Raw genomic sequence first — 26,174 nt, 5'->3', positions numbered from 1 at the left:
CTTAGTAAACGTAGCACAGCACCTCGCCGCCCACGTTTTCGTTTTTGGCTTCTTTCTCCGTCATCACGCCCTTCGACGTAGATAGGATAGCTACTCCAAGGCCGCTCAATACGCGTGGCAGATTCTCCACGTGAGCGTACTTGCGCAGACCAGGCGTGCTTACACGCTCCAGCTTCGTGATAGCTGGCTGCTTGGTAGCAGGGTTGTATTTAAGTGCAATCTTGATAGTGCCTTGTACCGACGAGTCATCAAAGCGGTAGCTTTGAATGTAACCCTTATGGTAGAGCACTTTCGTGATTTCCTTTTTGATGTTACTGGCCGGTATTTCTACTACCCGGTGGTTTGCCTTGATGGCATTACGCACCCGAGTCAGATAATCGGCAATTGGATCTGTATTCATATGATATAGAAAAGCTACACTCCTTTTTAGGGAGCGCAAAGATAAGAAAATTTCGCAGCTGCAGAAAGCAACAGCGAAATTTTCAGTTAAGACTACTTGGCTCGGCTATCGGGGCACGGCCAATGGTTTCTTGAGTCTACTTAGTAGACGGAGTAAAAAATAGCCAGCACACCGTTTCAGAAGGCATACTGGCTATATTCATACTACCAGCTCGACTTAGTTACTCCGGGGATCTTACCAGCTAGTGCCATTTCACGGAACGTAACACGGCTGATGCCGAACTTACGCATGTAACCACGAGGACGACCGTTGATCTTGTCGCGGTTGTGAACACGCACTGGTGAAGCGTTGCGTGGCAACTTATCTAGACCTTCGTAATCGCCAGCAGCCTTGAGTGCCTTACGCTTCTCAGCATAACGAGCAACTGTAGCGATACGCTTTCTTTCTCTTGCTTTAACGGATTCCTTAGCCATTGTTTTCTTTCTTGGCGTTAGTGAAGGGCATTCCGAAAGCCTTGAGCAGCTCATAGCTCTGCTCGTCGTTCTCGGCGGTTGTAACGAAGGTAATATCCATACCAGAAATCGACTTGATCTTGTCAATGGAAATTTCTGGGAAGATAATCTGCTCTTTGATACCCAAGGTATAGTTACCACGGCCATCGAAGCCCTTATCGTTGATGCCTTTGAAGTCGCGTACACGAGGTAAAGCAACCGTCAACAGACGGTCCATGAACTCGTACATGCGCTCGCCACGCAGTGTAACTTTAGCACCGATGGGCATGCCCTCACGAAGCTTAAAGTTAGATACCGAACGCTTAGCGATAGTAGGAACAGCTTTTTGACCAGTAATGGTCGTTAGCTCATCCACACCATTATCAACCAGTTTCTTGTCAGCTACTGCTGCGCCGATACCGCGGTTGATGCAGATTTTAGTGATGCGTGGCACCTGCATTACGCTCTTGAACTGGAATTTCTCCTGGAGCGCAGGCACCACGTCTTTCTGATATATTTCTCTGAGTCGAGCCATTGTCGTAAAGCCGGGTTAGGCGTTTTGCTGGGGGCATTTTTGCGTACCCGCTCACCCGTCTTGGGGTCAATGGGCTGCACGTTGCTCACATGAATGGGAGCTTCGATCTTGGTGATACCACCCTGGGGGTTTTTTGCGCTCGGCTTGTTGTGCTTCGTCACTAGATTCAAACCCTCAATGATAACGCGCTGTGAAGTGCGGTTCACCGATTTGATAGTACCAGTCTTGCCACGCTCATCACCAGCAATCACCTTAACGGTATCGCCAGTTTTTACGTGCAATTTCACGGGCTTTTGGTCTTTTGCTTTCGTTGCCATTTGCTACTATGCTTATAGAACCTCAGGGGCCAGTGATACAATCTTCATAAACTGGCGCTCACGCAACTCGCGAGCTACAGGTCCGAAGATACGGGTACCGCGGGGCTCATCGTTGTTGTTGAGTAGTACTGCAGCGTTGTCGTCGAAACGAATGTAAGAACCGTCTTTGCGACGTACTTCTTTCTTCGTGCGAACAACTACTGCCTTTGATACAGTGCCTTTCTTAGCGTTACCAGAAGGAATAGCCGACTTGATCGAAACAACGATCTTATCGCCTACGCTAGCATATTTCTTACCCGTGCCGCCGAGGACACGGATGCAGAGCACTTCTTTTGCGCCGCTATTATCAGCGACGGTCAGACGGGATTCTTGTTGTATCATCTTACTTGGCGCGCTCTACGATTTCTACTAATCTCCAACGCTTGTTCTTGCTCAGCGGCCGAGTGGACATAATCCGCACGGTATCGCCTTCGCCACATTCGTTGTTTTCATCATGAGCCATGAACTTGGTAGTCTTGCTCACAAATTTGCCATAGATGGGGTGCTTTTGCTTTTCCTCCACTACTACCGTGATGGACTTATCCATCTTGGAGCTAGAGACACGCCCAATGATTTCTTTGCGCAGGTTCCGCTCAAGGGTAGCGGGAGTCTGCTGATCTGTGTTGCTTGCCATCGTTAGTTAGCAGTTTGGTTTGCCTGCTCGTTCTCGCGACGGGTCAACTCAGTCTTCAGACGAGCTACGTTCTTGCGGCTATGCTTCAGGCGAATCGGGTTCTCTAGGGGAGAGATAGCGTGCGCGAAACGCAGCGACTGACCACTAGTCTGTTCGGTTTTGATCTGGTTCTTCAGCTCTTCTACTGAGAGAGCACGGATATCAGCGTTTTTCATCTTACTAGTTTTCTACGTAGTCGCGACGAACAACAAACTTGGTCTTCACGGGCAACTTTTGCGCCGCTAGACGCAGTGACTCCTGGGCTACTTCGAGCGGAACACCATCCGATTCGAACATGATAGTGCCGGGGTGTACAATGGCCACCCAATACTCAGGTGAGCCTTTACCTTTACCCATCCGTACTTCAGCAGGCTTCTTGGTAATAGGCTTGTCAGGGAAAATGCGGATCCAAACTTGACCTTCACGCTTCATGGCACGGGTCATAGCGATACGAGCAGCCTCGATTTGGCGAGCCGTTATCCACGCAGTTTCCAGCGACTTGATAGCAAATGAACCGAAGTCAATGGAGCTGCCGCGGTAGGCTAAGCCTGTCACGCGACCCTTTTGCATCTTGCGATACTTGGTCCTTTTCGGTTGTAACATGATTATCGAAAATTATAAATTCGAAAAATGAGAAAGGGTTAGCGACGAGGAGCGCCACCGCCACCGCGGTTTTGCCCCCCAGCCCCACCAGCACCGCTGTTGCGACGTGGGCCACCACTTTGACCACCACGGTTGTCGCCGCCACGGTCGCCACGGCCTTCACCGCCACGATCGTTGCGGTCGCGTCGTGGGCCACGATCACCACCACGGTCACCACGCTCACCACGTGGGCCGCGGTCGTTACCGCCACGGCTATCAGTACCTTGGTTAGCAGGTTGCTGGTTAGGCGACAAGTCGGGCTTGCCAAATACCTCACCACGCATGATCCATACTTTGATACCGATCTTACCATACACAGTCTGAGCTTCTGACAAAGCATAGTCAATGTCAGCGCGTAGGGTGTGCAGTGGAGTGCGACCTTCTTTGTACTGCTCCGAGCGAGCAATTTCAGCGCCGCCAAGACGACCACCGCACTGCACTTTGATGCCTTCAGCACCAACACGCATTGCAGCCTGAATAGCCTGCTTCATTGCACGGCGGAAAGAGATACGAGCCTGTAGCTGCTGAGCAATGCTCTCTCCTACCAGCTTAGCATCAAGTTCCGGGCGCTTAATTTCGAAGATGTTGATCTGAACGTCTTTGCTGGTGATCTGCTTTAGCTCGTCTTTGATCTTATCAACTTCCTGACCGCCCTTACCGATTACCACACCTGGACGAGCCGTGTTAATCGTAATAGTGATACGCTTCAGGGTACGCTCAATCACGATGCGGGAAATACCGCCTTTCGGAATACGAGCGAGGATATATTTGCGGATTTTCTCGTCCTCTACCAGCTTGTCGGCGAAGTCTTTACCGCCGTACCAGTTCGAGTCCCATCCTTTAATGACACCTAAGCGGAAGCCAACCGGATTTACTTTCTGTCCCATAGTGCTTATGCAGTGGCTTCTGCCGTGTTTTCAGTAGTGGTTTTCTTAGTCGAGCTACGACGGGTGCGGTTAGCACCAGCTTTCGCTTCAGCCGGCTTTTGTTCGGAGGCTTGCTTAACAGCAGCTTTGCTGCCTAACGGCTCAACCTTAGAATCAATGACCAACGTCACGTGATTGCTGCGCTTGCGGATGCGATGACCGCGACCTTGAGGAGCAGGACGTAGACGCTTCAACTGGCGACCTTCATCAACAAATATCTCTTTGATATATAGATTAGCGTCTTCGATGCGCTCGTCTTCATTCTTTTGCTGCCAATTCGACAAAGCGGAGAGAAGCAACTTCTCTATACGCTCAGCCCCTGAATTGGCTTCAAACTTTAGCAAGCCCAAGGCACGGGTCACTTTCTGACCGCGGACCATATCGGCTACCAAACGCATCTTGCGAGGCGAGGTAGGCACATTGCGGAGTTTAGCTGTTGCTTCCATCTTAGCGCTTGCCTTTATCTTTTTTGGCTACGTGGCCGCGGAAGTTGCGCGTGGGTGCGAACTCACCGAGCTTGTGACCAACCATGTTTTCAGTCACGTACACTGGAATAAACTTGTTCCCATTATGTACAGCGAAGGTGTGGCCTACGAAGTCTGGAGAAATCATCGAGCGGCGCGACCAGGTCTTCACCACTGATTTTTTACCAGAATCTTCCATTGCCGTTACTTTCTTCTCGAGCCGGAAGTCAATGTACGGCCCTTTTTTTAGCGAACGTGCCATTGCTTACTTTTTGCCTTTACGGTTTACGATGAGTTGCTCGGAGTACTTATTCTTGTTGCGAGTCTTTTGACCCTTAGCAATAATACCATTACGGCTACGTGGGTGTCCACCCGACGATTTACCTTCGCCACCACCCATTGGGTGATCGACTGGGTTCATTGCAACACCACGAACACGTGGACGACGGCCCATCCAACGATTGCGACCGGCTTTGCCGAGACGCACATTCATATGGTCGCCATTCGAAACAGTACCAACCGTAGCCATGCAGGTAACGAGTACCATGCGCATCTCACCGGAGGGCAATTTCAAAGTAGCGTACTTATCTTCACGGGCGACTAGCTGAGCATAAGTTCCAGCTGAACGAGCTATAGCAGCGCCACCACCAGGCATAAGTTCAATGTTGTGAACTATAGTACCGAGGGGCATTTCACGCAAGGTTAAAGCATTACCCACTTCAGGCGCGACTCCAGGGCCGGCAACCACAGTGGTTCCTACCTCTAAGCCAGCAGGAGCGATGATATAACGCTTCTCGCCATCGGCGTAGTTGAGCAGAGCAATACGCGCCGTGCGGTTCGGATCGTACTCAATCGTCTTCACCGTTGCTGGAACACCAGCTTTATCACGCTTGAAATCGATTATACGATACTTCTGCTTGTGTCCACCACCGATATAGCGGTTAGACATTTTACCCGAATTGTTTCGGCCACCGGATTTTTCCATGGGTGCCAACAACGATTTCTCCGGCGTCGACGTGGTTATCTCGTCGAAGGCCGGGGCGATGCGAAATCGTTGACCCGGTGATGTTGGTCTTAGTTTTTTGAGTGCCATTTTATCTTAAAATGCGCTTGCGAGTAAGCTCTGCTTATATGCCGCTATAGAAGTCGATGATATCGCCTTCTTTCACAGTCACGATAGCCTTCTTTCCGTGGGGACGGCGGCCTGATACGGCACCACCTTTCTGGAATTTAGACTTCATTTTGCCATTGGTGCGGATCGTGCTAATGCCCGTTACCGTTACACCATACAGCTGTTCGATTTCTTTTTTGATCTGAACCTTATTAGCTGTGCGCTCTACTTCGAAAGCGTACTGACCTTTTTCGTTCAGAGCCGTGGCCTTTTCGGTCACGATAGGTTTCTTCAACGTGCTCATTACTCAGCAGGGGTATAAAGTTGTTCCAACGACTTCAGCCCGTCCTCAGACAGCAACAAGGTGTCCGTGTTAAGCAGGTCGTGCGTGTTCAGAGCGACTGGAGTAGCCACGGTCACTTTCTGAATGTTGCGCGCCGACAGCAACACATTCTTGTTGGCTTCACCGGTTACGAGCAAGGTTTTCTTGCCGTTGTTCAGCTTCAGACCAGTCAGAATCGAAAGAAAATCTTTCGTACGGGGGCATCTAACGTGATAGTTTCTACCAAAGCTACTTTGCCTTCCTGAGCCAACGTGCTCAGAGCCGACAAACGAGCAACACGCTTCGTCTTTTTGTTCAGCTTGAAGCCGTAGTCACGGGGCTGGGGGCCAAATACGCGACCACCACCAATGAATACAGGTGACTTCATGCTACCAGCACGAGCACCGCCCGTACCTTTTTGCTTCTTGAGCTTCTTGGTTGTGCCCTGCACTTCGTGACGCTGCTTCGACTTGTGCGTTCCCTGGCGCTGATTAGCCAAGTACTGCTTCACGTCGAGGTACATCACGTGCTCATTCGGCTCTAAACCGAAGATAGCGTCAGACAACGTAACCTTGCGGCCTGTGTCTTCGCCTTTGATGTTATATACTGACAGTTCCATCTCGCGTTATTTTTCCAGGACCACGTAAGAATTCTTGGCGCCGGGAACCGAGCCGCTAACCAGAATCAGGTTTTTGTCGGCTACGATGCGCATTACCTTCAAGTTCTGGATCTTCACACGGTCACCACCCATACGACCACCCATGCGCATTCCTTTGAATACACGTGAAGGCCACGAGCAGGCACCGATAGAACCAGGGTGACGAAGACGGTTATGCTGACCGTGGGTTTGACCACCCACACCGGCAAAGTTGTAACGCTTCACAACACCTTGGAAGCCCTTACCTTTTGAGGTTCCTACTACGTCGACAAACTCGCCTTCCTCAAAAAGGTCAGCTTTGATTTCAGCTCCAGCAGCGTACGTAGACTCTGCGTCGAGGCGGAACTCAACAAGTTTTTTCTTAGGAGTAGTACCAGCTTTGGCAAAGTGACCAGCCAATGCTTTGGTGGTGTTCTTGGCTTTTTTCTCGCCGTAACCGAGTTGAACGGCTGTGTAGCCGTCCTTTTCGATAGTCTTAACCTGCGTCACTACGCACGGACCCGCTTCGATGAGCGTGCAGGGAATGTTTTTCCCGTCCGGAGTGAAGAGGCTTGTCATACCGATTTTTTTACCGATGATGCCAGGCATTCGTTTTTGATTTAATTAAGAATACACAGAGAAAACGCCCTTATGACGTTTTCGTAATGGGAGTGCAAAGCTAGACAATTTTAATGCTTTATTCAAACTACGGTTTAAAATAATTTTAGAGCCGTCCTGTTTCGGAGCCATTAGCTAGGGGCTCTTTATCAATCATTTCCGTATGATGGTTCCTAGGCTAGCTAGGTCTCCAGCCTACTTCTGAACGGGCCGGAGACATCAGGCCATTTAGTGGTAATAACAGGAATAGCAAAGTGAATAATAAGCCTGTTTGATTTTTTTGATCAAGGGTATATTCTACTAAAAAGGATAAGGAGATAATTATGTATTGAGCGATTAGTAAAGGTGCCGTTTTGGTCCGCGACCAAAATAATGGGTAGTAAAAGCACCCGATGAAAATTAGTAAACCGAACTCGCCAAAAGCCACCAAGCAGTATAGAAACTGATTGTGCGGTAACAGATAGGCTGATGGTTCTATATCCGGAAAATCGGCTTTATAATAAGTTGCTATCTCATCCTGCATATCCGCTTTGCTTACTCCTACAAAAGGATGGGCTTGCGCGATCTGCAAGCCCACTTTATAAGAATACACTCGCCCTACTAATGAGAAGTTATTTGCTGAACTTACCTCCTCTACCCTTCCAACATCATCTTTGGTATTGTAGTATTTGTTGTGGAAGGTAGGAAAGCACCAAAAGCTCAGAAATGGGAGCACTAGCAGAAGCACTCCTATGCTTAGTGCTTGGTGATAGTATCGTTTCACCAAACACAATAGCAGTGTTACAATACCCAGCACATTAAAAGCGACCAATCCGCTTCGTACCGATAGCAAGTACAAGTACAGAATCAAGAAGGCAGTTGCCAATAATACTGCTAGTCGATGGCGTCCGTTAACTACATTATTTATCAAGAAAAGCCCCCAATAGTTATAGCTAAAGTAACCATCAGGCTAAACCGAATATAATCGGGAACCGTTGGCATAATCTGGGATTGATAATACAGTTGATTTATCTCAGCTGCATGCAGCAGATAATAACCTGTACTTCCGAGTGCTGATAGTACTACCAGATAGTAGAATAACAAGTAAAACCTACGCAAAGTCTGTGATGATAGCGGTGGCAGCAGCCAGAACGCCACAGGCAACACTAGAAAAGGAAGCTGATGTTGCACATCAGCCCAGAATGCTGCCCTATTTGCCTCACTTGTATTCAGGCCAGCAACTAAGTGTAGAAGGAACACGCCGGTGAGTGAAGCATACACTCGCCATTGCTTCTTTTGTATGATTTGCCAATGCGCACTGCTGTGCAACAATGCCGTTAATAGTAAGCATGATATGCCTACAGTTGAAACCTGGGGTAGAAAGTCATTTGTAAAAAGGCTAATAAGTATCAATGCTACACTAGTTGTAGCTAGTAGCTCGGTCCGATCAGCAGTAAGAATGGTGGCTAACGACACTGTAGACAAATATGTTAAACGAGCGCAATTATAGCTCATCCTGTAACTAAGCAACAAAAAAGCCCCCAGAATCAATCTGGGGGGCCTTTTTACTAATCGTTGAAACCAGTCTTCAGACTTTGATTTCTACGTCTACACCACTGGGCAGCTCAAGCTTCATCAGGGCATCTACTGTCTTCGATGAAGTTGAATAGATGTCAACGAGGCGCTTGTACGTGCAAAGCTGAAATTGCTCACGCGACTTCTTGTTAACGTGGGGCGAGCGAAGAACCGTAAACTTCTCTTTTTTAGTGGGCAACGGAATTGGACCGCTAACGATAGCGCCCGTAGCCTTCACCGCTTTCACGATCTTCTCGGACGACTTGTCTACGAGGTTATGATCGTAGGACTTGAGTTTAATGCGAATTTTCTGGTTCATGTCTTAAGTCTTGAAAGCGAATTAGCGAACGGCGTGACCTTTGGTTTTGGCAACAATGCCTTCAGCCAAGTTCGATGGTACCTGCTCGTAGTGAGAGAAGGTTAGCGAAGCAGAAGCGCGACCCGAAGAAATGGTGCGTAGGTCAGTTACGTAACCAAACAACTCCGACAGCGGAACATCGGCCTTGATGAGTTGAGCACCGGCTTTGGTATCCATACCCTTCATAATGCCACGACGACGGTTCAAGTCACCGGTTACGGGACCGGTGTACTCATCTGGGCAAACTACCTCGACAGCCATGATAGGCTCCAGCAATTTGGGGCCAGCCTGACGGGCAGCTTCACGGAAACCACCACGGGCAGCAAGTTCGAACGACAGAGCGTCCGAGTCAACGTCGTGGAAGGAACCGTGGAATAGGCGCACCTTCATTGAGTCCAAGGGGAAGCCGGCCAGAGGACCATTCTTCATAGCCTCTTCGAAGCCTTTCTGAATCGGAGCAATGAATTCGCGGGGAATTACACCTCCTACGATAGCATTCTCGAACTCAAAGCCGGCCTTTTCTGGCTCAGTCTCTTTCGGACCAAGTTCGAATACGATGTCGCCGAATTTACCGCGACCACCAGTCTGCTTCTTATAAGTCTCGCGATGCTCTACTTTCTTGGTCAGAACCTCTTTGTAGGCAACCTGAGGAGCACCCTGGTTGATCTCCACTTTGAACTCACGACGCATACGGTCAATGATGATTTCCAAGTGAAGTTCACCCATACCGCGCAATACTGTCTGGCCAGTCTCTGGGTCAGTGTTTACGGTCAGGGTTGGGTCCTCTTCTACAAGTTTGGCAATAGCCATACCCATTTTATCAACGTCAGCCTGAGTTTTAGGCTCAATGGCGTAGCCGATTACAGGCTCAGGGAAGCTCATTGACTCGAGCACCAAGCGGTGCTTCTCATCAGTAAGGGTATCACCTGTTTTAATATCTTTGAAACCAACACCAGCACCGATATCACCAGCCTCCAGACGGTCGATAGGGTTCTGCTTGTTGGAGTGCATCTGCATCAAACGCGAGATACGCTCCTTCTTCTCCGTACGGTTGTTGAACACATACGAACCAGCTTCCAGCGTACCGCTATAGCAACGGAAGAAGCACAAACGACCTACGAAGGGGTCAGTAGCAATCTTAAACGCCAGAGCAGCAAAAGGTGCTTCGGTAGTAGGCAGGCGAACCTCTTCTTCGTTGGTATCTGGGTTGGTACCAATGATAGGGGCATATCCAGCGGCGAAGGCAAGTAAGCCATAACACCGTCTAGCATCGACTGTACACCTTTGTTTTTGAAGGCTGAACCGCACATTACAGGCGAGAACTTCATGTCGATAACCGCCTGGCGGATAACAACCATCATTTCCTCACGAGTGATGCTTTCTGGATCTTCGAAAAACTTCTCTAGCAGAGCGTCATCATACTCAGCAACGCTTTCTACCAGTTTCTGACGCCATTCAGCTACTGTCTCCACCAAATCCTCGGGTACGGGGATCTCGTGATAGGCTTTACCTTGGGTAGCATCATCCCACACAATTGCCTTACCGGTTAGCAGATCGACAACACCTTTGAAGGTGTCTTCGGCTCCGATTGGGATTTGCAGCGGCACTGGGTTAGCACCTAGCTTGTCTTTGATCTCAGCTACAGCTTTGAAAAAGTCAGCGCCGGCACGGTCCATCTTATTGACGAAGCAGATACGCGGCACTTTATACTTATCAGCCTGACGCCATACAGTCTCAGATTGAGGCTCCACACCTGATACCGCACAGAACAACGCTACAGCGCCATCCAATACGCGCAACGAGCGCTCAACCTCTACGGTAAAGTCTACGTGGCCAGGAGTGTCAATCAGGTTAATCTTGTATTGCTTGGTTTCGTCAGTGGGTTCACCACTGGCGTCCGTTGGGTAGTTCCAGAAGGTAGTAGTAGCAGCCGACGTAATCGTGATGCCCCGCTCCTGCTCTTGCTCCATCCAGTCCATCGTGGCGGCACCTTCGTGCACTTCCCCGATCTTGTGGGTTTTGCCTGTGTAATACAGAATGCGCTCCGAGGTCGTGGTCTTACCGGCGTCGATGTGCGCCATAATCCCAATGTTGCGGAGGTATTTGAGGTCTTGTTTAGCCATTTTATTTGTAGGGTCTTAAGAGCTTGGGGACCAAAGAGCGTAGAAATGATACAACATCTCTTGAAGCTCCTTAATCCCCAAGTCCCTAATTTTCTCCTTTAGAAACGGAAGTGCGAGAAAGCCTTGTTGGCTTCCGCCATCCGGTGCGTATCGTCTTTCTTTTTCACGGAAGCACCTTCGCCTTTAGCAGCAGCGATAATCTCGCCGGCCAACTTATCTTTCATGGTCTTCTCACCACGACGACGAGCGTACTGAATCATCCACTTGGCACCTACTGAAATACGACGATCAGGACGAACTTCGATCGGCACTTGGAAGGTAGCACCACCTACACGGCGGCTCTTTACTTCTACAGTCGGCATTACGTTGTTCAGAGCCTTGCGCCACATTTCGAGGCCATTTTCCTTGGTGCGCTGCTCCACTAGTTCGCAGGCATCGTAGAAAATGGTGTAGGCTAGGTTTTTCTTTCCGTCATACATCATGTAGTTGACGAAACGGGTTACCAGCGTCTCCTTGTACTTAGGGTCGGGTAGGAGAATGCGCTTCTTTGGTTTTGACTTTCTCATTTTATCAGAAGTGAGTACCGAGAAGTGAGAAGTGAGATAAGAACTTCGTCTCACCTCTCACTTCTTACTACTCATCTCTTATTTAATTACTTTTTCTTGCCGGGTGCTGGCTTGCCGCCTTTGCCGGTTGCAGCGGGCTGCCCTGGCTTCGGACGCTTAGCGCCATACTTCGAACGACGCTGGGTACGACCACCTACTCCAGCCGTGTCAAGAGCACCGCGGATGATGTGGTAACGTACACCAGGAAGGTCCTTCACGCGGCCACCGCGAATCAGCACGATGCTGTGCTCCTGCAGGTTGTGGCCTTCGCCTGGAATGTAGGCGTTGACTTCTTTGCCATTGGTGAGACGCACACGAGCGACTTTACGCATCGCCGAGTTTGGCTTCTTGGGCGTAGTGGTATATACACGGGTGCAAACGCCACGGCGCTGCGGGCAGGAATCGAGTGCCGGCGACTTTGACTTAGTCGTCAGCTTTTCTCTTCCCTTTCGTACTAACTGATTGATGGTAGGCATCTACGGAATGGTTTGTCAAGGAGGGTTCTCTCCCAAAAAATTAGGCTTGCAAAGGTATAGAAGTTGCTTTACAATAGCAAACAGGTTGAAATAGTTTGTTTTAGGGAAAGTGCTTTACTGCAAGTGACTTATCTCTCGCTGCACTTAACCTTGTCTAACACTCTCATAATCGCCTCCAAAAGCCACAAACAGCGGCTGGGGGGCTTTTTCGGGTTGTTTATAAATAAGCTGCGAAGACCATGATAAGGTTCAGCTTACTTATAATGTTTATGCCTCTCCCATCGTACCCCCAAAGTTCATGGGGAAGTTTGGCATATCAGGCTGCGTTTTTATTGGGCCAAATGTCTGCTCGAAGCGGTCTACGTTATCGGCTAGCGCAGCTAGCAGGCGCTTAGCATGCTCTGGCGTTATCACAATGCGAGCTTTAACCTTCGCTTTTGGCAAGCCCGGCATCAATCGGATAAAGTCAATAACAAACTCCCCGCTGCTATGCGCTATCATAGCCAGATTGGCGTACTCACCTTCCGCAATTTGTTCTGACAGTTCAATATTGATTGCGTTCGGGTCCTGGGGGCATTTTGGTCAGGAGGTTGATTCATAGGATAAGGTTGGGGGCAAATAATAGAATGATGTCAAAATTAGTGAAAAGAGAAAAGCCGACCGGAAAGTATCCAGTCGGCTTTTCTCTTTACTCACGTATCAAATACTACTCCTGAATGGAAGCCTCACGCTTGCTTGCGCGAGCGGGGCGCTTCGTTTCAGTGTCAGCCTTGGGTGCAGCGGCAGCCGCTTCCATCTCTTCCTTCGAGCCCACAACCTGACGAGTATACTCGCGCAGGCCGGTACCAGCCGGGATGAGGTGACCAACAATTACGTTCTCCTTCAGGCCAAGCAGTTCGTCGGCCTTGCCACGGATAGCAGCTTCGCTAAGCACCTTAGTCGTCTCCTGGAAGGAAGCGGCCGAAATGAAGCTCTGCGTGCCCAACGAGGCTTGGGTGATACCTTGCAGGGTCGGACGCGAAACAGAAGGCTGCGCGTCGCGCACTTCCACCAGTTTCAGGTCGCGACGCTTCAGGCTGGAGTTCTCGTCGCGGAGGCGGCGGGCACTCACAATCTGACCAGGCTTCAACTCCGTAGAGTCACCCGCGTCGGTTACCACCTTCATGTCGATGATGGTATCGTTCTCCTCCATGAAGACGATCTTGTCGATCACCTGATTTTCGAGGAAAGTCGTGTCGCCGGCGTCGAGGATAACCACCTTCTGCATCATCTGGCGAACTACCACCTCAATGTGCTTATCGTTGATTTTTACACCCTGCAAGCGATATACTTCCTGAATCTCATTCACGAGGTACTCTTGCACAGCACCCGGGCCCTGAATGCTCAGGATGTCGGATGGCGTGATAGCACCATCGGAAAGCGGCATACCAGCACGGATGAAGTCATTGTCCTGCACCAAAATGTGCTTGGACAGGGGCACCATGTACTTCTTCTTCACGCCGTCTTTCGACTCAATGAAGATTTCACGGTTGCCACGCTTCACTGTACCATACGTTACCACACCGTCGATTTCCGACACAACAGCTGGGTTCGATGGGTTACGGGCTTCGAACAGCTCCGTCACACGTGGCAGACCACCGGTGATGTCGCGAGTCTTACCAATGGCACGAGGAATCTTAGCCAGAATGTGACCAGCCTTGATCTTGTCGCCATTCTCCACGTTTAGGTGAGAGCCTACTGGGATGCTATAGCCTTTCTGACCTTCGGTATCGCCTTTCTTACCAGCTCTAACGATGATAGATGGGTTCTGATCTTTGGCTTTCGACTCGATGATAACCTTTTCGCGGTGACCTGTCTGCTCATCTGATTCCTCACGGTAGGTGATACCTTCTGTGATAGCGTCGTACTGAACAGTACCATCGAACTCCGAAAGGATGACAGCGTTGTAAGGATCCCAGTTGCAAAGCTCATCGCCTTTCTCTACTTGCTGACCTTCGTCAACAATCAGGAAAGAGCCATAAGGAACGTGGTTCGAGATGAAGACTTTGCCAGTGGCAGAATCTACAATCCGAACTTCGCCCGAGCGACCCATTACTACCTTGCCCTTCACACCTTCGTCAGTAGTAGTAGCTACTGTCCGAATGTCTTCGAACTCAACAGCACCAGAGAATTTAGCACGGATGCTAGCCTCAACAGCAATGTTGGAGGCAGTACCACCCACGTGGAAAGTACGCAGGGTAAGCTGAGTACCAGGCTCTCCGATAGACTGAGCAGCAATTACACCAACAGCCTCACCTTTCTGTACCATACGGCCAGAAGACAGGTTACGACCATAGCACTTGGCGCAGATACCACGCTTCGATTCACAAGTCAGTACTGAGCGGATTTCCACCGTCTCAATAGCTGTATTGTCAATCAAACGAGTGATTTCCTCCGTGATTTCCTCACCAGCAGCCAAGATTATCTCGTCATTCAGCGGATTCACAACGTTGTGAACTGCTACACGACCCAGGATACGCTCAGCGAGTGACTCTACGATATCCTCGTTGTCCTTTAATGCCGAAACCTCAAGGCCACGGAGAGTACCGCAGTCTACTTCGTTTACAATAACGTCTTGCGATACGTCTACCAGACGACGAGTCAGGTAGCCAGCATCAGCCGTTTTCAATGCCGTATCGGCCAGACCTTTACGAGCACCGTGGGTGGAGATGAAGTACTCGATAACGTCCAGGCCTTCTTTGAAGTTAGACAGAATCGGGTTTTCGATAATCTCACCTACCGAACCTTGCAACGACTTCTGTGGCTTAGCCATCAGACCACGCATACCGCCGAGCTGACGAATCTGCTCGCGCGAGCCACGGGCACCGGAGTGCATCATCATGTAGATCGAGTTGAAGCCCTGGTTCTCCTTTTCGAGGCGGCCCATGAGTGTCTCCGTGATCTGGTTGTTGATACGCGTCCAGATGTCGATAACCTGGTTGTAACGCTCGTTGTCAGTAATCAGACCCATCTGGTAGTTCTGGGTTACCGCTACCACGTCGGCCTGAGCCTGAGCGATAAGGGCATCCTTCTCCTTTGGAATCTGAATATCACCCAGACCCATCGACAAACCACCTTTGTAAGCCGACTGGAAGCCCAGCGTCTTGATGTCATCGAGGAACTGAGCCGTGCGGGCCATGCCCGTACGCTTAAACACGAGCGAGATGATCTGCTGAAGCTTCTTCTTAGTTAGCAGTTCGTCAACGAAGCCCACTTCCTCCGGAACCAGCTGGTTGAACAGAACACGACCGGCTACGGTCTCGATGATCTTGGTGACAAGTTCATCGTTCTCGTTCCGCACTTTCGTACGCACCTTAATAATAGCGTGCTTTGAAAGTTGACCTTCGTTGATAGCAATTACAACTTCTTCGTCCGAGTAGAAGATACGGCCTTCGCCTTGTACCTGCTCTTCATCAGTGCTGCGCTTGCCTTTAGTCACATAATACAAACCGAGTACCATGTCCTGCGACGGTACCGCGATGGGTGCGCCGTTGGCTGGGTTCAGAATGTTATGCGAAGCCAGCATCAGCGTTGAAGCTTCCAGGATAGCAGCCGGTCCGAGCGGAACGTGCACAGCCATCTGGTCACCGTCAAAGTCAGCGTTGAATGCTGTACAAACAAGTGGGTGCAGCTGAATAGCCTTACCCTCGATCAGACGAGGTTGGAATGCCTGGATGCCTAAGCGGTGCAAGGTAGGAGCACGGTTGAGCAGGACTGGATGACCTTTCAGCACGTTCTCCAGAATATCCCACACTACAGCATCCTTACGATCAACGATCTTCTTTGCTGATTTTACCGTCTTCACTATACCGCGCTCAATGAGCTTACGGATAATGAATGGCTTAAACAGCTCAGCTGCCATGTTCTTAGGCAGACCGCACTCATGCAGCTTCAACTCAGGACCAACTACAATAACCGAACGGCCAGAGTAGTCAACACGCTTACCGAGCAAGTTCTGACGGAAGCGGCCCTGCTTGCCTTTCAGCATATCGGACAGCGACTTCAGAGCCCGGTTACCTTCGGCGCGCACCGCATTAACCTTACGCGAGTTGTCGAAGAGCGAGTCCACAGCTTCCTGGAGCATGCGCTTCTCGTTCCGTAGAATCACCTCAGGAGCCTTAATTTCAATTAGGCGCTTGAGGCGGTTGTTACGGATAATAACGCGACGATACAGATCATTCAAGTCAGAGGTAGCAAAACGCCCCCCATCCAATGGAACAAGCGGACGCAGTTCCGGTGGAATCACTGGCACCATACGAATAACCATCCACTCAGGCTTGTTCTCGATACGAGTAGCTGCGTCGCGGAAAGCTTCTACTACCCGCAGACGCTTCAACGCATCAGCTTTACGCTGTTGTGAAGTCTCGTGGGCGGCAGAGTCACGTAGGCTATAGGAAAGCTCGTCGAGGTTAGTACGCTCCAACAGAAGTTGCAGCGCGTCAGCTCCCATACGGGCAATAAACTTATTAGGGTCCTCATTAGGCAACATCTGATTCTCCCGGGGAAGTTTATCGATGATGTCCAAGTACTCATCTTCGGTGAGAAAGTCAAGCTGTTGTACGCCTTCTTCAGCTAATACACCAGGCTGAACTACCACATAGCGCTCGTAGTAGATAATCTGATCAAGCTTCTTGGTAGGCAAGCCCAGCAAGTAACCGATTTTATTGGGCAGGGACTTGAAATACCAGATATGAGCAACAGGTACCACCAGCTCGATGTGACCCATCCGCTCCCGACGCACCTTCTTCTCAGTCACCTCCACGCCGCAACGGTCGCAGATAATGCCCTTGTAACGGATGCGCTTGTATTTGCCGCAGTGGCATTCCCAGTCCTTCACAGGACCGAAAATCCGCTCGCAAAATAGGCCGCCCATTTCAGGCTTGTACGTCCGGTAGTTGATCGTCTCGGGTTTCACTACTTCCCCATTCGACCGCTCCAGAATGGATTCGGGCGAGGCCAGAGAGATAGTGACTTTCGAGAAGTCCTGCACCAGTTTTTTATTCTTTGCAAACGCCATACTGTCGTTTTTCTAAAAACTATGTCAGAAGTAAAATGTGCTTTGCAGCCTATCGTAACACTAGAGCTGGCGCGGCCCGTTCCAATTGCTTGGAAGCGAACCGCGCCTTTTCTAATTAGTCAAGCGTGATTTCCAGTGCCAGACCACGTAGCTCATGAATGAGCACGTTGAATGACTCGGGGATATTTGGCTTGGGTAGCACGTCGCCCTTCACGATGGCTTCGTAAGCTTTGGCCCGGCCGACAACGTCGTCCGACTTCACCGTCAGAATTTCCTGCAGCACGTTCGACGCACCGAAGGCCTCCAACGCCCACACTTCCATTTCGCCGAAGCGCTGACCACCAAATTGCGCTTTACCACCCAGCGGCTGCTGCGTAATGAGCGAGTATGGTCCGATAGAGCGAGCGTGCATCTTATCATCCACTAAGTGACCCAGCTTCAGCATATAGATAACACCCACCGTTACTGGCTGGTCAAACTGTTGGCCAGTCAAACCATCGTGTAAGTAAGAGCGACCGAAGTGCGGCAACCCTGCTTCCGCCAACTCACGTGATACTTCCTCTTCGGTAGCACCATCGAAAATCGGGGTAGCATAGGTGCGACCTAGCTTCAAGCCAGCCCAACCAAGTACAGTCTCATAAATCTGACCGATGTTCATGCGGCTTGGTACACCGAGCGGGTTAAGCACTATGTCCATTGGCGTACCATCAGCCAAGAAAGGCATATCCTCATCGCGCACGATGCGGGCTACCACCCCCTTGTTACCGTGACGACCAGCCATTTTGTCCCCCACCTTCAGCTTACGCTTCTTGGCGATGTATACTTTGGCCAGCTGCACAATACCTGCGGGGAGTTCATCACCTACTTCCAAGGTAAACCGGTCGCGCTTGAAACGAGCCGTGATAGTGTTGCGACGCTTGGCGTAGTTCTTCACCAATTGCAGCAGCATGCTATTCACTTTCTCGTCAGCGGTCCAGTTCTCCAGGATCAGATCCTTGAACATATTTACCTCTTCCGGTACAGCGTAGTTGCTCTCATCCTTATAAGGGTTCTTCTCGGGAAGAGCGCCTCAGTGACGTTCTTCTTACCAAACTTCACACCTTTAGACAAGATCTCATCGCCAAACTTGTGCTTCACACCCTGTGAGGTTTTGCCCTCCAGAAGCTGCACCAGTTTATCAACCATTACTGCCTTCACGCTACGAAGCTCTTGGGCGTAGCGGTCTTTCAACTCTTCTACTTCCTTCTTCGACTTAGCGCGCAGGTTCTTGTCTTTCTTAGGACGTGAGAATAGCTTAGTGCCAATAACAACACCATTCAAGGATGGCGGCGCCTTAAGCGAGGCGTCTTTCACATCACCAGCTTTGTCACCAAAGATGGCGCGAAGCAGCTTTTCTTCCGGCGTTGGATCAGTTTCGCCCTTAGGGGTAATCTTACCAATGAGGATATCCCCTTCTTTCACCTCTGCGCCCAAACGGATAATACCGTTGTCGTCGAGGTTACGGACAGCTTCTTCACTTACGTTTGGAATTTCAGACGTCAACTCTTCCTCCCCTCGCTTCGTCTCCCGAACTTCTAGCTCGAATTCCTCAATGTGGATAGAGGTGAAAATATCATCACGAACGACACGCTCCGAGATTACGATAGCATCCTCGAAGTTGTAACCCTGCCATGGCATAAAGGCCACCTGCATATTACGGCCGAGAGCTAGCTCACCCTTGTTCGTGCCATAGCCTTCACATAGCGGCTCGCCCTTCGTTACACGCTGGCCTTTCTTAACCAGCGGCGTAAGATTAATGCATGTGTCTTGGTTAGTACGACGGAACTTGATCAGGTCGTATGATACTCGCTCAGCATCGAAGCTTACAAGTACATCTTCAGCAGTCAAATCATAGCGAACGATGATCTTATTAGCGTCTACATAATCAATTTCACCGTCGCCTTCAGCTACAACTAGCGTGCGTGAGTCGATAGCCGTACGACCTTCCAGTCCCGTGCCCACGATAGGAGCCTCTGGGCGGAGCAATGGCACAGCCTGACGTTGCATGTTCGAACCCATCAGTGCACGGTTAGCATCATCGTGCTCCAGGAATGGAATCAACGAAGCAGCTACCGATACAATCTGGTTCGGTGCAACGTCCATGTAAGAGTACTCTGCTGGCTCAACCACTGGGAAGTCACCTTCGAAGCGGCCTTTTACCAATTCTGACAAGAAGTTACCCTTATCATCGATGCGGGCGTTAGCCTGCGCGATGTGGTGAGTATCTTCTTCTTCAGCGGTCAGGTACTTCACTTCATGGCTTACGTCTACTTTACCTTCTTTTACAGCACGGTAAGGCGTTTCGATAAAGCCCATGCCATTCACGCGAGCGTGAACGCACAGCGAAGAAATCAGACCGATGTTGGGTCCTTCCGGAGTTTCGATGGTACACAGACGCCCGTAGTGAGTGTAGTGTACGTCACGTACTTCGAAACCAGCACGCTCACGTGACAGACCTCCTGGCCCCAGTGCCGATACGCGACGCTTGTGCGTCACCTCGGCCAGCGGGTTGGTCTGGTCCATGAACTGAGAAAGCTGGTTGGTGCCGAAGAAGGAGTTGATAACTGACGACAGCGTACGCGCGTTGATCAAATCAACTGGCTTAAAGTCCTCGTTATCGCGCACGTTCATGCGCTCCTTAATCGTACGCGCCATACGAGCCAGACCTACGCCAAACTGAGCGTAAAGCTGTTCCCCTACCGTACGTACCCGACGATTCGATAAGTGGTCAATATCATCGACTACAGCCTTCGAGTTGATAAGACCGATCAGATATTTAACAATTAGAACAATGTCCTCATTAGTCAATACCCGTGCTTCCCAGTTCTTGTCGAGGCCAAGCTTCTTATTGATACGATAGCGACCAACGTCGCCGAGGTCGTAGCGCTTATCAGAGAAGAACAGTTTCTGGATGATGTCGCGAGCAGTTTCCTCGTCAGGAGCTTCCGTATTACGGAGCTGACGATATATTTGCTCCACAGCCTCCTTCTCCGAGTTGGAGTTGTCCTTCTGCAGTGTGTTATAAATAATGGCGAAGTCAGCGATGTTCACATTCTCCTTATGGAGAATGATAGACTTTGGACCCGCATTCAGGATTACATCTATGTCCTCCTCCTGGATAGTCGAGTCACGCTCTAATAGAACTTCGTTACGGTCGATTGAAACAACTTCACCGGTATCCTCGTCCACAAAGTCTTCAGTCCAGGTGCGTAGTACCCGAGCAGCCAACTTACGACCTACTGCTTTCTTTAAGCTCTTCTTCTCAGCCTTCACTTCCTCCGACAAACCGAACAAGTCTAGAATGTCTTTGTCAGTGCCGTAACCGATAGCACGAAGCAAGGTTGTAACTGGGAATTTCTTCTTTCGGTCTATGTAAGCATACATGACGTTGTTCACGTCCGTAGCAAACTCAATCCACGAACCTTTGAAAGGGATAATACGGGCTGAGTATAGCTTGGTACCATTGGTATGCTTGCTCTGAGCAAAGAATACACCTGGCGAACGGTGTAACTGAGATACAATTACACGCTCGGCACCATTGATAACGAAAGAGCCTTTTTCGGTCATGTAAGGGATATTTCCCAAAAACACTTCCTGCTCAATCGTCTCGAAATCCTCATTATCTGTATCGTTGCAGATAAGACGTAGCTTAGCCTTTAACGGTACTGAGTAAGTTAGGCCACGGTCAATGCACTCGTCGACCGAATATTTCGGCGGGTCGACGTGATAATCCATAAACTGCAGCACAAAATTCTCGCGCGAGTCCGATATTGGAAAGTTCTCCGCGAACACCTTGAATAGGCCTTCGTCGGCACGGCTTTCGGCCGCAGTTTCCAACTGAAAGAAATCTTGGAACGACTGCAACTGCACGTCCAAGAAGTCCGGATACTCGATAACTTTTTTAATCTTGGCGAAATTGATTCGCTCAACGGCTTTCTGCAAAGCCTCTGCTTTCGGTGTAGCCAATGCGTTTGGGTCTTAAGAAATGGACACTGAAGCTTACTAACTCTGGTCAACCTGACCATTCCCATCTACGTACCCGTAGGCACGAAAAGCCGCAATGCGGCGCTGGGGGCATTTTATTAAAACTTATAGCCTACAAACAGGAAAAGACCTGGCTTAGTTGCCAGGCCTATCCAAGTTTATAGGAGAAAAAGCGGGCCGCAGCTTACTTAACTTCTACTTCAGCGCCGGCTTCTTCCAGTTGCTTCTTCAGCGTGTCGGCTTCGTCTTTGGTAACACCTTCTTTCAAAGGCTTAGGAGCACCGTCAACTAGTTCTTTAGCTTCTTTCAAGCCAAGACCAGTCAGGTCTTTTACCAATTTAACTACAGCCAGCTTAGCGCCGCCGGCAGCCTTCAGGATTACGTCGAACGAGGTTTTTTCCTCAGGAGCGTCAGCAGCAGCGCCACCGCCACCACCGGCCATCATTACTGGAGCAGCCGCAGCAGGCTCGATGCCATACTCGTCTTTCAGGATAGTAGCCAGTTCGTTTACTTCTTTCACCGTCAGGCTAACGAGCTGCTCAGCGAATGCTTTCAAATCTGCCATTTCTGTAGATTGTTAAAAAAAGGTTATTGAATCGTTTGGAAATTGAAAGTGAAAAAGATGAGCAGCGGTTAGCCTGCAACCTCTTCTTTTTCGGAAAGTGTCTTAAGGATACCAGCCAGCTTGCTGCCGCCGCTCGATAGGGCAGAGATAACATTCTTGGCAGGCGATTGCAGCAGGCCGACGATTTCGCCGAGGAGTTCCTGCTTGCCTTTAAGTGTGCTGAGCATTTCTAGCTTATCAACGCCAACGTAAACGCCGCTGTCGATAAATGCGCCCTTTAGGGCTGGCTTCGGAACTACAGTTTTAGCGTAGTTCTGCTGCTTGTAGAAATCCTTCAACAATTTGGCCGGTGCATTACCTGACTCTTTCGAGAACAGAATGCCTGATTGGCCTTTTAAAGCCTCATCCATCTCGGTAGTATCACCACCGAGGGTATCGAGAGCTTTACGGATCAACGTGTTCTTGTACACTTTGTACTCCATCCCGCGGTTAAAGCACAGGCGACGGAAATCGTTGATCTTCGCCACGGACATCGTAGATGCATCCGTGATATAGAACGCGTTGTGCGATTGAAACTTTTCGCTCAACTCGTTGACGAGGTCTTGTTTTTCTTCCCGGGTCATAGTTCGTCGTCAGTTAGTTAGGCGGAAGTTACCGTCGTGTCTACCGGAACAGCCGGGCTCATCGTGCTCGAAAGCGTGATGCTCTTGATGTAGGTACCTTTAGCTGACGAAGGCTTCAGACGTGTTAGCGTTTGAATTACTTCGAAAGCATTTTCGGCGAGCTTGTTGTCGTCGAAGGATACTTTGCCTACGCTGCAGTGAATGATACCAGTCTTGTCAACTTTAAAGTCGATTTTACCAGCTTTCACTTCCTGAACAGCTTTGGCTACGTCAGTAGTAACAGTACCCGACTTAGGGTTAGGCATCAGGCCACGGGGACCGAGCACACGACCTAAACGACCTACTTTAGCCATTACGGATGGCATCGTGATAATCACGTCGATGTCAGTCCAGCCCTTCTCGATTTTCGAGATGTAGTCATCAAGGCCAACAAAGTCAGCACCAGCAGCAGTTGCTTCGGCTTCTTTGTCGGGGGTTACTAGAGCTAGTACACGAACAGTTTTGCCGGTACCATGTGGCAACGTAGCTACGCCACGCACCATTTGGTCGGCTTTACGGGGATCAACGCCTAGACGCACGTCGATATCAACAGATGAGTCGAACTTAGTGTAGGTAATGTCCTTCACTATTTTCGCTGCCTCAACCAATGAACGTACTTGCGTCAGGTCGTGCTTGGCAAGGGCTTCCTTGCGTTTCTTGCTAACTTTTGCCATGAGCTTTTCTAGGTTTAAAAGTTAGTTGGCAAAGGGAGAATCGCCCTTGACGGTGATACCCATGCTACGGGCTGTACCAGCCACAAGCTTCATAGCCGACTCAATCTTGAATGCATTGAGGTCAGCCATTTTGGTTTCAGCAATATGGCGCACCTGATCCCAGGTAACAGAACCTACCTTGTTACGGTTAGGCTCCTTCGACCCGCTTTGGATCTTTGCAGCTTCGAGCAGCAATACCGGCGCGGGGGCGTTTTCACCACAAAGTCAAAAGACTTGTCGGTGTACATGGTGATCAAAACGGGACATACTTGGCCGGCCTTATCCTGGGTGCGAGCATTGAACTGCTTGCAAAACTCCATGATGTTAAGGCCTTTGCTACCAAGTGCAGGTCCAACCGGCGGCGAAGGATTCGCAGCGCCTCCCTTTATCTGCAGTCGCAGATAACCTCTAATTTCTTTGGCCATTGGGGTTAAAAGGCTTCAGGCTTGCAGGTCGTAACACCGTGAGCCCTCAGTTTAAAATTTGCTTCGAAATACTATGTGGAAGCATCACTGGCTCGAAGCGACTAGCCAGCGACGATAAATTCTTACAACTATGATTCTTTCTCTACCTGAGTATAGCTCAACTCCATCGGAGTGCTACGACCGAATATCTTAACGATTACGTTGAGTTTCTTACGCTCTTCAAATACTTCTGAAACAGTACCAGAAAATCCACTAAACGCGCCATCAATCACTTTTACCAGCTCACCAGTAATGAAAGGAGTTTCTAGTGAAGCTGTTTGCTCTTCCTGTTCGTCTACAATACCTAGGATGCGGTTGACTTCCGAAATATGTAATGGAGCAGGTTTGCTAGAGGCTGTTTTGCTATCCTTATCACCTACCCAGCCAATAACTCCTGGGGTACTGGTGATAATATGATCGACTTCACCGTGGGTAAGGTCCGCGTGAATGATGATGTAGCCTGGATACAGATTACGCTCCCGAACGCGCTTCTTTCCATTACGCATCTCGAACACTTTCTCGATTGGAATCAGCACCTGTGGTACCATTTCCGTCAGATTGTGTCGGCCAAGCTCGGTTTCTAAATACTGCTTAGCTTTCTTCTCCTGTCCGCTTACAGAGCGAACTACATACCATTTCAATTCTCCCATTGATCAGCCGATTAACGGAATGAATTGTAAAAAGCCTCCAAGCCTGTATTGAACACTAAGTCCATCAGACCAACAACAGCAGCAAAGATGAGTGAGCCAAGTAGTACCAAACCGGCACTCTTCTGCAGTTCCTCAAAAGATGGCCACGTTACTTTGTAGCGCATCTCCTCAGTAGTCTCGCGGATGTAATTTGTCAGCTTACTCATGTCTGGAGCCAGGTTAGGCTTTAAGATTTGACCGCATAACGGTCCTTTCGCACGGGCGGAGAGATTCGAACTCCCATCAAAGGTTTTGGAGACCTCTATTCTACCCTTGAACTACGCCCGTAAAAAATGCACCCCATGAAACAAAAGCCTCAATTGGGAGTGCAAATGTAAGGTAATATAGGTTCAAAACAAATCCGCCCCCGAAAAATCGGAGGCGGATCGTATTGACTACTAATAATTAGTCGAGGATTTCAGTTACCTGACCAGCTCCTACGGTCCGGCCACCTTCGCGGATAGCGAAACGAAGACCTTTCTCCATAGCTACTTTGCTGATCAACTCCACTTGAATAGTGATGTTGTCGCCGGGCATTACCATTTCTACGCCTTCTGGCAGAGTGATGATACCAGTAACGTCAGTAGTACGCAGATAGAACTGAGGACGGTAGTTGTTGAAGAATGGTGTATGACGACCACCTTCTTCCTTCGACAGAACGTAAACCTCAGCCTTAAACTTCTGGTGAGGAGTTACAGAACCTGGCTTGCAAATAACCATACCGCGACGGATGGCTTCTTTTTCAATACCACGCAGCAACAGACCTACGTTGTCGCCAGCTTCTCCACGGTCAAGGATCTTGCGGAACATCTCCACACCAGTAACCGTCGACTTCAAGCCGGGGGCAGCGCCCATACCGAGGATATCAACCTGCTCACCAGAGTTAATGATACCACGCTCAATACGACCAGTTGCTACCGTACCACGACCTGTGATAGAGAACACGTCCTCTACAGGCATCAGGAAGGGCAGGTCGGTCAGACGAGCAGGAATCGGAATGAAGCTATCAACGGCAGCCATCAATTCCTCAATCTTAGGAACCCAAGCAGCATCACCATTCAGGCCACCCAGAGCAGAACCCTGAATAACTGGAATATTGTCGCCGTCGAAGTCATAGAAAGAGAGCAGCTCGCGGATTTCCATCTCAACGAGTTCGAGCAACTCAGGGTCGTCGACCATGTCGACTTTGTTCATGAACACTACCAACTGAGGTACACCAACCTGGCGAGCCAACAAGATGTGCTCACGGGTCTGAGGCATTGGGCCATCAGTAGCAGCTACAACTAGGATAGCACCGTCCATCTGAGCAGCACCCGTTACCATGTTCTTCACATAGTCAGCGTGACCAGGGCAGTCAACGTGTGCATAGTGACGGTTTTCGGTAGCGTACTCAACGTGAGCCGTGTTGATAGTGATACCACGCTCTTTTTCCTCAGGAGCATTGTCGATTGAGGAGAAGTCACGCTTAGCGGCCAAACCTTTGCCCGCCAATACCGTGGTGATAGCAGCGGTCAGGGTTGTTTTGCCGTGGTCGACGTGCCCGATGGTACCGATGTTCACGTGCGGTTTGGAACGATCAAAATTTTCTTTAGCCATTGTAATGAGATTAGAGAAATGTAGTGGTGATGAGAGGAAAACGCGACTGAGCTAACCTACAAGAAAGCGAAACGCAGCGCTATTTTTAAAGCATCTGCATGTCGCTTTATCTTGC

Annotated in this window: 26 protein-coding genes, 1 tRNA gene and 4 pseudogenes; all 31 read right to left on the bottom strand. The window is 49.8% G+C overall.

What is annotated here, in order from left to right:
• Position 1: 1 nt before the first annotated feature.
• Positions 2–400 (bottom strand): 30S ribosomal protein S8, encoded by a 399-nt coding sequence (rpsH, locus tag H9L05_RS10355; protein WP_133271663.1) that lies wholly within the window; start codon positions 398–400, stop codon positions 2–4.
• 203 nt (positions 401–603) lie between these two features.
• Complete coding sequence (gene rpsN / locus H9L05_RS10350) at positions 604–873, bottom strand: 30S ribosomal protein S14 (protein ID WP_084446035.1); 270 nt, start codon at positions 871–873, stop codon at positions 604–606.
• Positions 866–1,426: a 50S ribosomal protein L5 gene (gene rplE / locus H9L05_RS10345; protein ID WP_133271662.1), complete on the bottom strand. Its 561-nt coding sequence runs from the start codon at positions 1,424–1,426 to the stop codon at positions 866–868. Before rplE ends, rpsN begins: the two co-directional genes overlap by 8 nt.
• A complete protein-coding gene (rplX, locus tag H9L05_RS10340) occupies positions 1,351–1,743 on the bottom strand; it encodes a 50S ribosomal protein L24 (protein WP_223284862.1) in 393 nt (130 codons plus the stop codon). The genes rplE and rplX overlap by 76 nt, the downstream gene beginning before the upstream one ends.
• A 12-nt stretch (positions 1,744–1,755) precedes the next feature.
• Positions 1,756–2,124 carry a 50S ribosomal protein L14 gene (gene rplN, locus H9L05_RS10335; RefSeq protein WP_073107059.1) on the bottom strand — a complete coding sequence of 123 codons (369 nt, stop codon included), beginning with the start codon at positions 2,122–2,124 and terminating at the stop codon, positions 1,756–1,758.
• 1 nt (position 2,125) lies between these two features.
• Positions 2,126–2,416: a 30S ribosomal protein S17 gene (gene rpsQ, locus H9L05_RS10330; protein WP_187734067.1), complete on the bottom strand. Its 291-nt coding sequence runs from the start codon at positions 2,414–2,416 to the stop codon at positions 2,126–2,128.
• A 2-nt stretch (positions 2,417–2,418) separates the two neighbouring features.
• Positions 2,419–2,631, bottom strand: a complete 213-nt coding sequence (gene rpmC, locus H9L05_RS10325) for a 50S ribosomal protein L29 (RefSeq protein ID WP_187734066.1) — start codon at positions 2,629–2,631, stop codon at positions 2,419–2,421.
• Between the two features lie 4 nt (positions 2,632–2,635).
• Positions 2,636–3,058: a 50S ribosomal protein L16 gene (rplP, locus tag H9L05_RS10320; protein WP_084446017.1), complete on the bottom strand. Its 423-nt coding sequence runs from the start codon at positions 3,056–3,058 to the stop codon at positions 2,636–2,638.
• Positions 3,059–3,096: 38 nt separating this feature from the next.
• A complete protein-coding gene (gene rpsC / locus H9L05_RS10315) occupies positions 3,097–3,984 on the bottom strand; it encodes a 30S ribosomal protein S3 (protein WP_187734065.1) in 888 nt (295 codons plus the stop codon).
• A 5-nt stretch (positions 3,985–3,989) separates the two neighbouring features.
• The gene (rplV, locus tag H9L05_RS10310) at positions 3,990–4,469 is read right to left on the bottom strand and encodes a 50S ribosomal protein L22 (RefSeq protein ID WP_187734064.1); all 480 of its coding nucleotides are present in this window, start codon (positions 4,467–4,469) and stop codon (positions 3,990–3,992) included.
• 1 nt (position 4,470) lies between these two features.
• Positions 4,471–4,749 (bottom strand): 30S ribosomal protein S19, encoded by a 279-nt coding sequence (gene rpsS / locus H9L05_RS10305; protein ID WP_133271658.1) that lies wholly within the window; start codon positions 4,747–4,749, stop codon positions 4,471–4,473.
• Between the two features lie 3 nt (positions 4,750–4,752).
• Entirely contained in the window at positions 4,753–5,580 is an 828-nt protein-coding gene (rplB, locus tag H9L05_RS10300; protein ID WP_133271657.1) for a 50S ribosomal protein L2, read from the bottom strand.
• Between the two features lie 34 nt (positions 5,581–5,614).
• Positions 5,615–5,902 (bottom strand): 50S ribosomal protein L23, encoded by a 288-nt coding sequence (gene rplW / locus H9L05_RS10295; protein ID WP_187309867.1) that lies wholly within the window; start codon positions 5,900–5,902, stop codon positions 5,615–5,617.
• Positions 5,902–6,539 (bottom strand): annotated as a pseudogene (rplD, locus tag H9L05_RS10290) (50S ribosomal protein L4). The gene rplW and the pseudogene rplD overlap by 1 nt, the downstream one beginning before the upstream one ends.
• 6 nt (positions 6,540–6,545) lie before the next feature.
• Complete coding sequence (gene rplC / locus H9L05_RS10285; RefSeq protein WP_133271654.1) at positions 6,546–7,166, bottom strand: 50S ribosomal protein L3; 621 nt, start codon at positions 7,164–7,166, stop codon at positions 6,546–6,548.
• Between the two features lie 187 nt (positions 7,167–7,353).
• Positions 7,354–8,025: an O-antigen ligase family protein gene (locus H9L05_RS10280; protein WP_223284936.1), complete on the bottom strand. Its 672-nt coding sequence runs from the start codon at positions 8,023–8,025 to the stop codon at positions 7,354–7,356.
• Positions 8,026–8,742: 717 nt separating this feature from the next.
• Positions 8,743–9,048 (bottom strand): 30S ribosomal protein S10, encoded by a 306-nt coding sequence (gene rpsJ, locus H9L05_RS10275; protein WP_084445992.1) that lies wholly within the window; start codon positions 9,046–9,048, stop codon positions 8,743–8,745.
• A gap of 21 nt (positions 9,049–9,069) precedes the next feature.
• Positions 9,070–11,210, bottom strand: a pseudogene (fusA, locus tag H9L05_RS10270) (elongation factor G).
• A gap of 98 nt (positions 11,211–11,308) precedes the next feature.
• Entirely contained in the window at positions 11,309–11,776 is a 468-nt protein-coding gene (gene rpsG / locus H9L05_RS10265) for a 30S ribosomal protein S7 (RefSeq protein ID WP_100337277.1), read from the bottom strand.
• Positions 11,777–11,862: 86 nt separating this feature from the next.
• Positions 11,863–12,291 carry a 30S ribosomal protein S12 gene (gene rpsL / locus H9L05_RS10260; protein ID WP_084445982.1) on the bottom strand — a complete coding sequence of 143 codons (429 nt, stop codon included), beginning with the start codon at positions 12,289–12,291 and terminating at the stop codon, positions 11,863–11,865.
• A gap of 267 nt (positions 12,292–12,558) precedes the next feature.
• The gene (locus H9L05_RS10255; protein WP_187734239.1) at positions 12,559–12,846 is read right to left on the bottom strand and encodes a DUF3467 domain-containing protein; all 288 of its coding nucleotides are present in this window, start codon (positions 12,844–12,846) and stop codon (positions 12,559–12,561) included.
• Positions 12,847–12,997: 151 nt separating this feature from the next.
• The gene (rpoC, locus tag H9L05_RS10250) at positions 12,998–17,347 is read right to left on the bottom strand and encodes a DNA-directed RNA polymerase subunit beta' (RefSeq protein WP_187734062.1); all 4,350 of its coding nucleotides are present in this window, start codon (positions 17,345–17,347) and stop codon (positions 12,998–13,000) included.
• A 115-nt stretch (positions 17,348–17,462) separates the two neighbouring features.
• Positions 17,463–21,352 (bottom strand): annotated as a pseudogene (rpoB, locus tag H9L05_RS10245) (DNA-directed RNA polymerase subunit beta).
• A 202-nt stretch (positions 21,353–21,554) separates the two neighbouring features.
• Positions 21,555–21,935: a 50S ribosomal protein L7/L12 gene (rplL, locus tag H9L05_RS10240; protein ID WP_187734061.1), complete on the bottom strand. Its 381-nt coding sequence runs from the start codon at positions 21,933–21,935 to the stop codon at positions 21,555–21,557.
• Between the two features lie 68 nt (positions 21,936–22,003).
• Positions 22,004–22,558 (bottom strand): 50S ribosomal protein L10, encoded by a 555-nt coding sequence (gene rplJ, locus H9L05_RS10235; protein WP_187734060.1) that lies wholly within the window; start codon positions 22,556–22,558, stop codon positions 22,004–22,006.
• A 17-nt stretch (positions 22,559–22,575) separates the two neighbouring features.
• A complete protein-coding gene (gene rplA / locus H9L05_RS10230) occupies positions 22,576–23,271 on the bottom strand; it encodes a 50S ribosomal protein L1 (RefSeq protein WP_133271648.1) in 696 nt (231 codons plus the stop codon).
• 21 nt (positions 23,272–23,292) lie between these two features.
• Positions 23,293–23,735 (bottom strand): annotated as a pseudogene (rplK, locus tag H9L05_RS10225) (50S ribosomal protein L11).
• A 128-nt stretch (positions 23,736–23,863) separates the two neighbouring features.
• Complete coding sequence (gene nusG / locus H9L05_RS10220; protein WP_133271646.1) at positions 23,864–24,424, bottom strand: transcription termination/antitermination protein NusG; 561 nt, start codon at positions 24,422–24,424, stop codon at positions 23,864–23,866.
• Positions 24,425–24,435: 11 nt separating this feature from the next.
• Positions 24,436–24,630, bottom strand: coding sequence for a preprotein translocase subunit SecE (gene secE, locus H9L05_RS10215; RefSeq protein WP_133271645.1), 195 nt, complete (start codon positions 24,628–24,630; stop codon positions 24,436–24,438).
• Between the two features lie 50 nt (positions 24,631–24,680).
• A tRNA-Trp gene (locus H9L05_RS10210) sits at positions 24,681–24,751 on the bottom strand.
• Between the two features lie 117 nt (positions 24,752–24,868).
• Positions 24,869–26,059, bottom strand: coding sequence for an elongation factor Tu (tuf, locus tag H9L05_RS10205; protein WP_187309859.1), 1,191 nt, complete (start codon positions 26,057–26,059; stop codon positions 24,869–24,871).
• Positions 26,060–26,174 lie beyond the last annotated feature (115 nt).

It is taken from the genome of Hymenobacter qilianensis, from assembly GCF_014489555.1.
GTDB classification, from domain to species: domain Bacteria; phylum Bacteroidota; class Bacteroidia; order Cytophagales; family Hymenobacteraceae; genus Hymenobacter; species Hymenobacter qilianensis.
This window is presented reverse-complemented; position numbering and strand designations above follow the sequence as displayed.

Coding starts and splice junctions, on each gene's coding strand:
- rpsH (WP_133271663.1), bottom strand. CDS start 400: ATGAATACAGATCCAATTGCCGATTATCTGACTCGGGTGCGTAATGCC.
- rpsN (WP_084446035.1), bottom strand. CDS start 873: ATGGCTAAGGAATCCGTTAAAGCAAGAGAAAGAAAGCGTATCGCTACA.
- rplE (WP_133271662.1), bottom strand. CDS start 1,426: ATGGCTCGACTCAGAGAAATATATCAGAAAGACGTGGTGCCTGCGCTC.
- rplX (WP_223284862.1), bottom strand. CDS start 1,743: ATGGCAACGAAAGCAAAAGACCAAAAGCCCGTGAAATTGCACGTAAAA.
- rplN (WP_073107059.1), bottom strand. CDS start 2,124: ATGATACAACAAGAATCCCGTCTGACCGTCGCTGATAATAGCGGCGCA.
- rpsQ (WP_187734067.1), bottom strand. CDS start 2,416: ATGGCAAGCAACACAGATCAGCAGACTCCCGCTACCCTTGAGCGGAAC.
- rpmC (WP_187734066.1), bottom strand. CDS start 2,631: ATGAAAAACGCTGATATCCGTGCTCTCTCAGTAGAAGAGCTGAAGAAC.
- rplP (WP_084446017.1), bottom strand. CDS start 3,058: ATGTTACAACCGAAAAGGACCAAGTATCGCAAGATGCAAAAGGGTCGC.
- rpsC (WP_187734065.1), bottom strand. CDS start 3,984: ATGGGACAGAAAGTAAATCCGGTTGGCTTCCGCTTAGGTGTCATTAAA.
- rplV (WP_187734064.1), bottom strand. CDS start 4,469: ATGGAAGCAACAGCTAAACTCCGCAATGTGCCTACCTCGCCTCGCAAG.
- rpsS (WP_133271658.1), bottom strand. CDS start 4,749: ATGGCACGTTCGCTAAAAAAAGGGCCGTACATTGACTTCCGGCTCGAG.
- rplB (WP_133271657.1), bottom strand. CDS start 5,580: ATGGCACTCAAAAAACTAAGACCAACATCACCGGGTCAACGATTTCGC.
- rplW (WP_187309867.1), bottom strand. CDS start 5,902: ATGAGCACGTTGAAGAAACCTATCGTGACCGAAAAGGCCACGGCTCTG.
- rplC (WP_133271654.1), bottom strand. CDS start 7,166: ATGCCTGGCATCATCGGTAAAAAAATCGGTATGACAAGCCTCTTCACT.
- rpsJ (WP_084445992.1), bottom strand. CDS start 9,048: ATGAACCAGAAAATTCGCATTAAACTCAAGTCCTACGATCATAACCTC.
- rpsG (WP_100337277.1), bottom strand. CDS start 11,776: ATGAGAAAGTCAAAACCAAAGAAGCGCATTCTCCTACCCGACCCTAAG.
- rpsL (WP_084445982.1), bottom strand. CDS start 12,291: ATGCCTACCATCAATCAGTTAGTACGAAAGGGAAGAGAAAAGCTGACG.
- rpoC (WP_187734062.1), bottom strand. CDS start 17,347: ATGGCGTTTGCAAAGAATAAAAAACTGGTGCAGGACTTCTCGAAAGTC.
- rplL (WP_187734061.1), bottom strand. CDS start 21,935: ATGGCAGATTTGAAAGCATTCGCTGAGCAGCTCGTTAGCCTGACGGTG.
- rplJ (WP_187734060.1), bottom strand. CDS start 22,558: ATGACCCGGGAAGAAAAACAAGACCTCGTCAACGAGTTGAGCGAAAAG.
- rplA (WP_133271648.1), bottom strand. CDS start 23,271: ATGGCAAAAGTTAGCAAGAAACGCAAGGAAGCCCTTGCCAAGCACGAC.
- nusG (WP_133271646.1), bottom strand. CDS start 24,424: ATGGGAGAATTGAAATGGTATGTAGTTCGCTCTGTAAGCGGACAGGAG.
- secE (WP_133271645.1), bottom strand. CDS start 24,630: ATGAGTAAGCTGACAAATTACATCCGCGAGACTACTGAGGAGATGCGC.
- tuf (WP_187309859.1), bottom strand. CDS start 26,059: ATGGCTAAAGAAAATTTTGATCGTTCCAAACCGCACGTGAACATCGGT.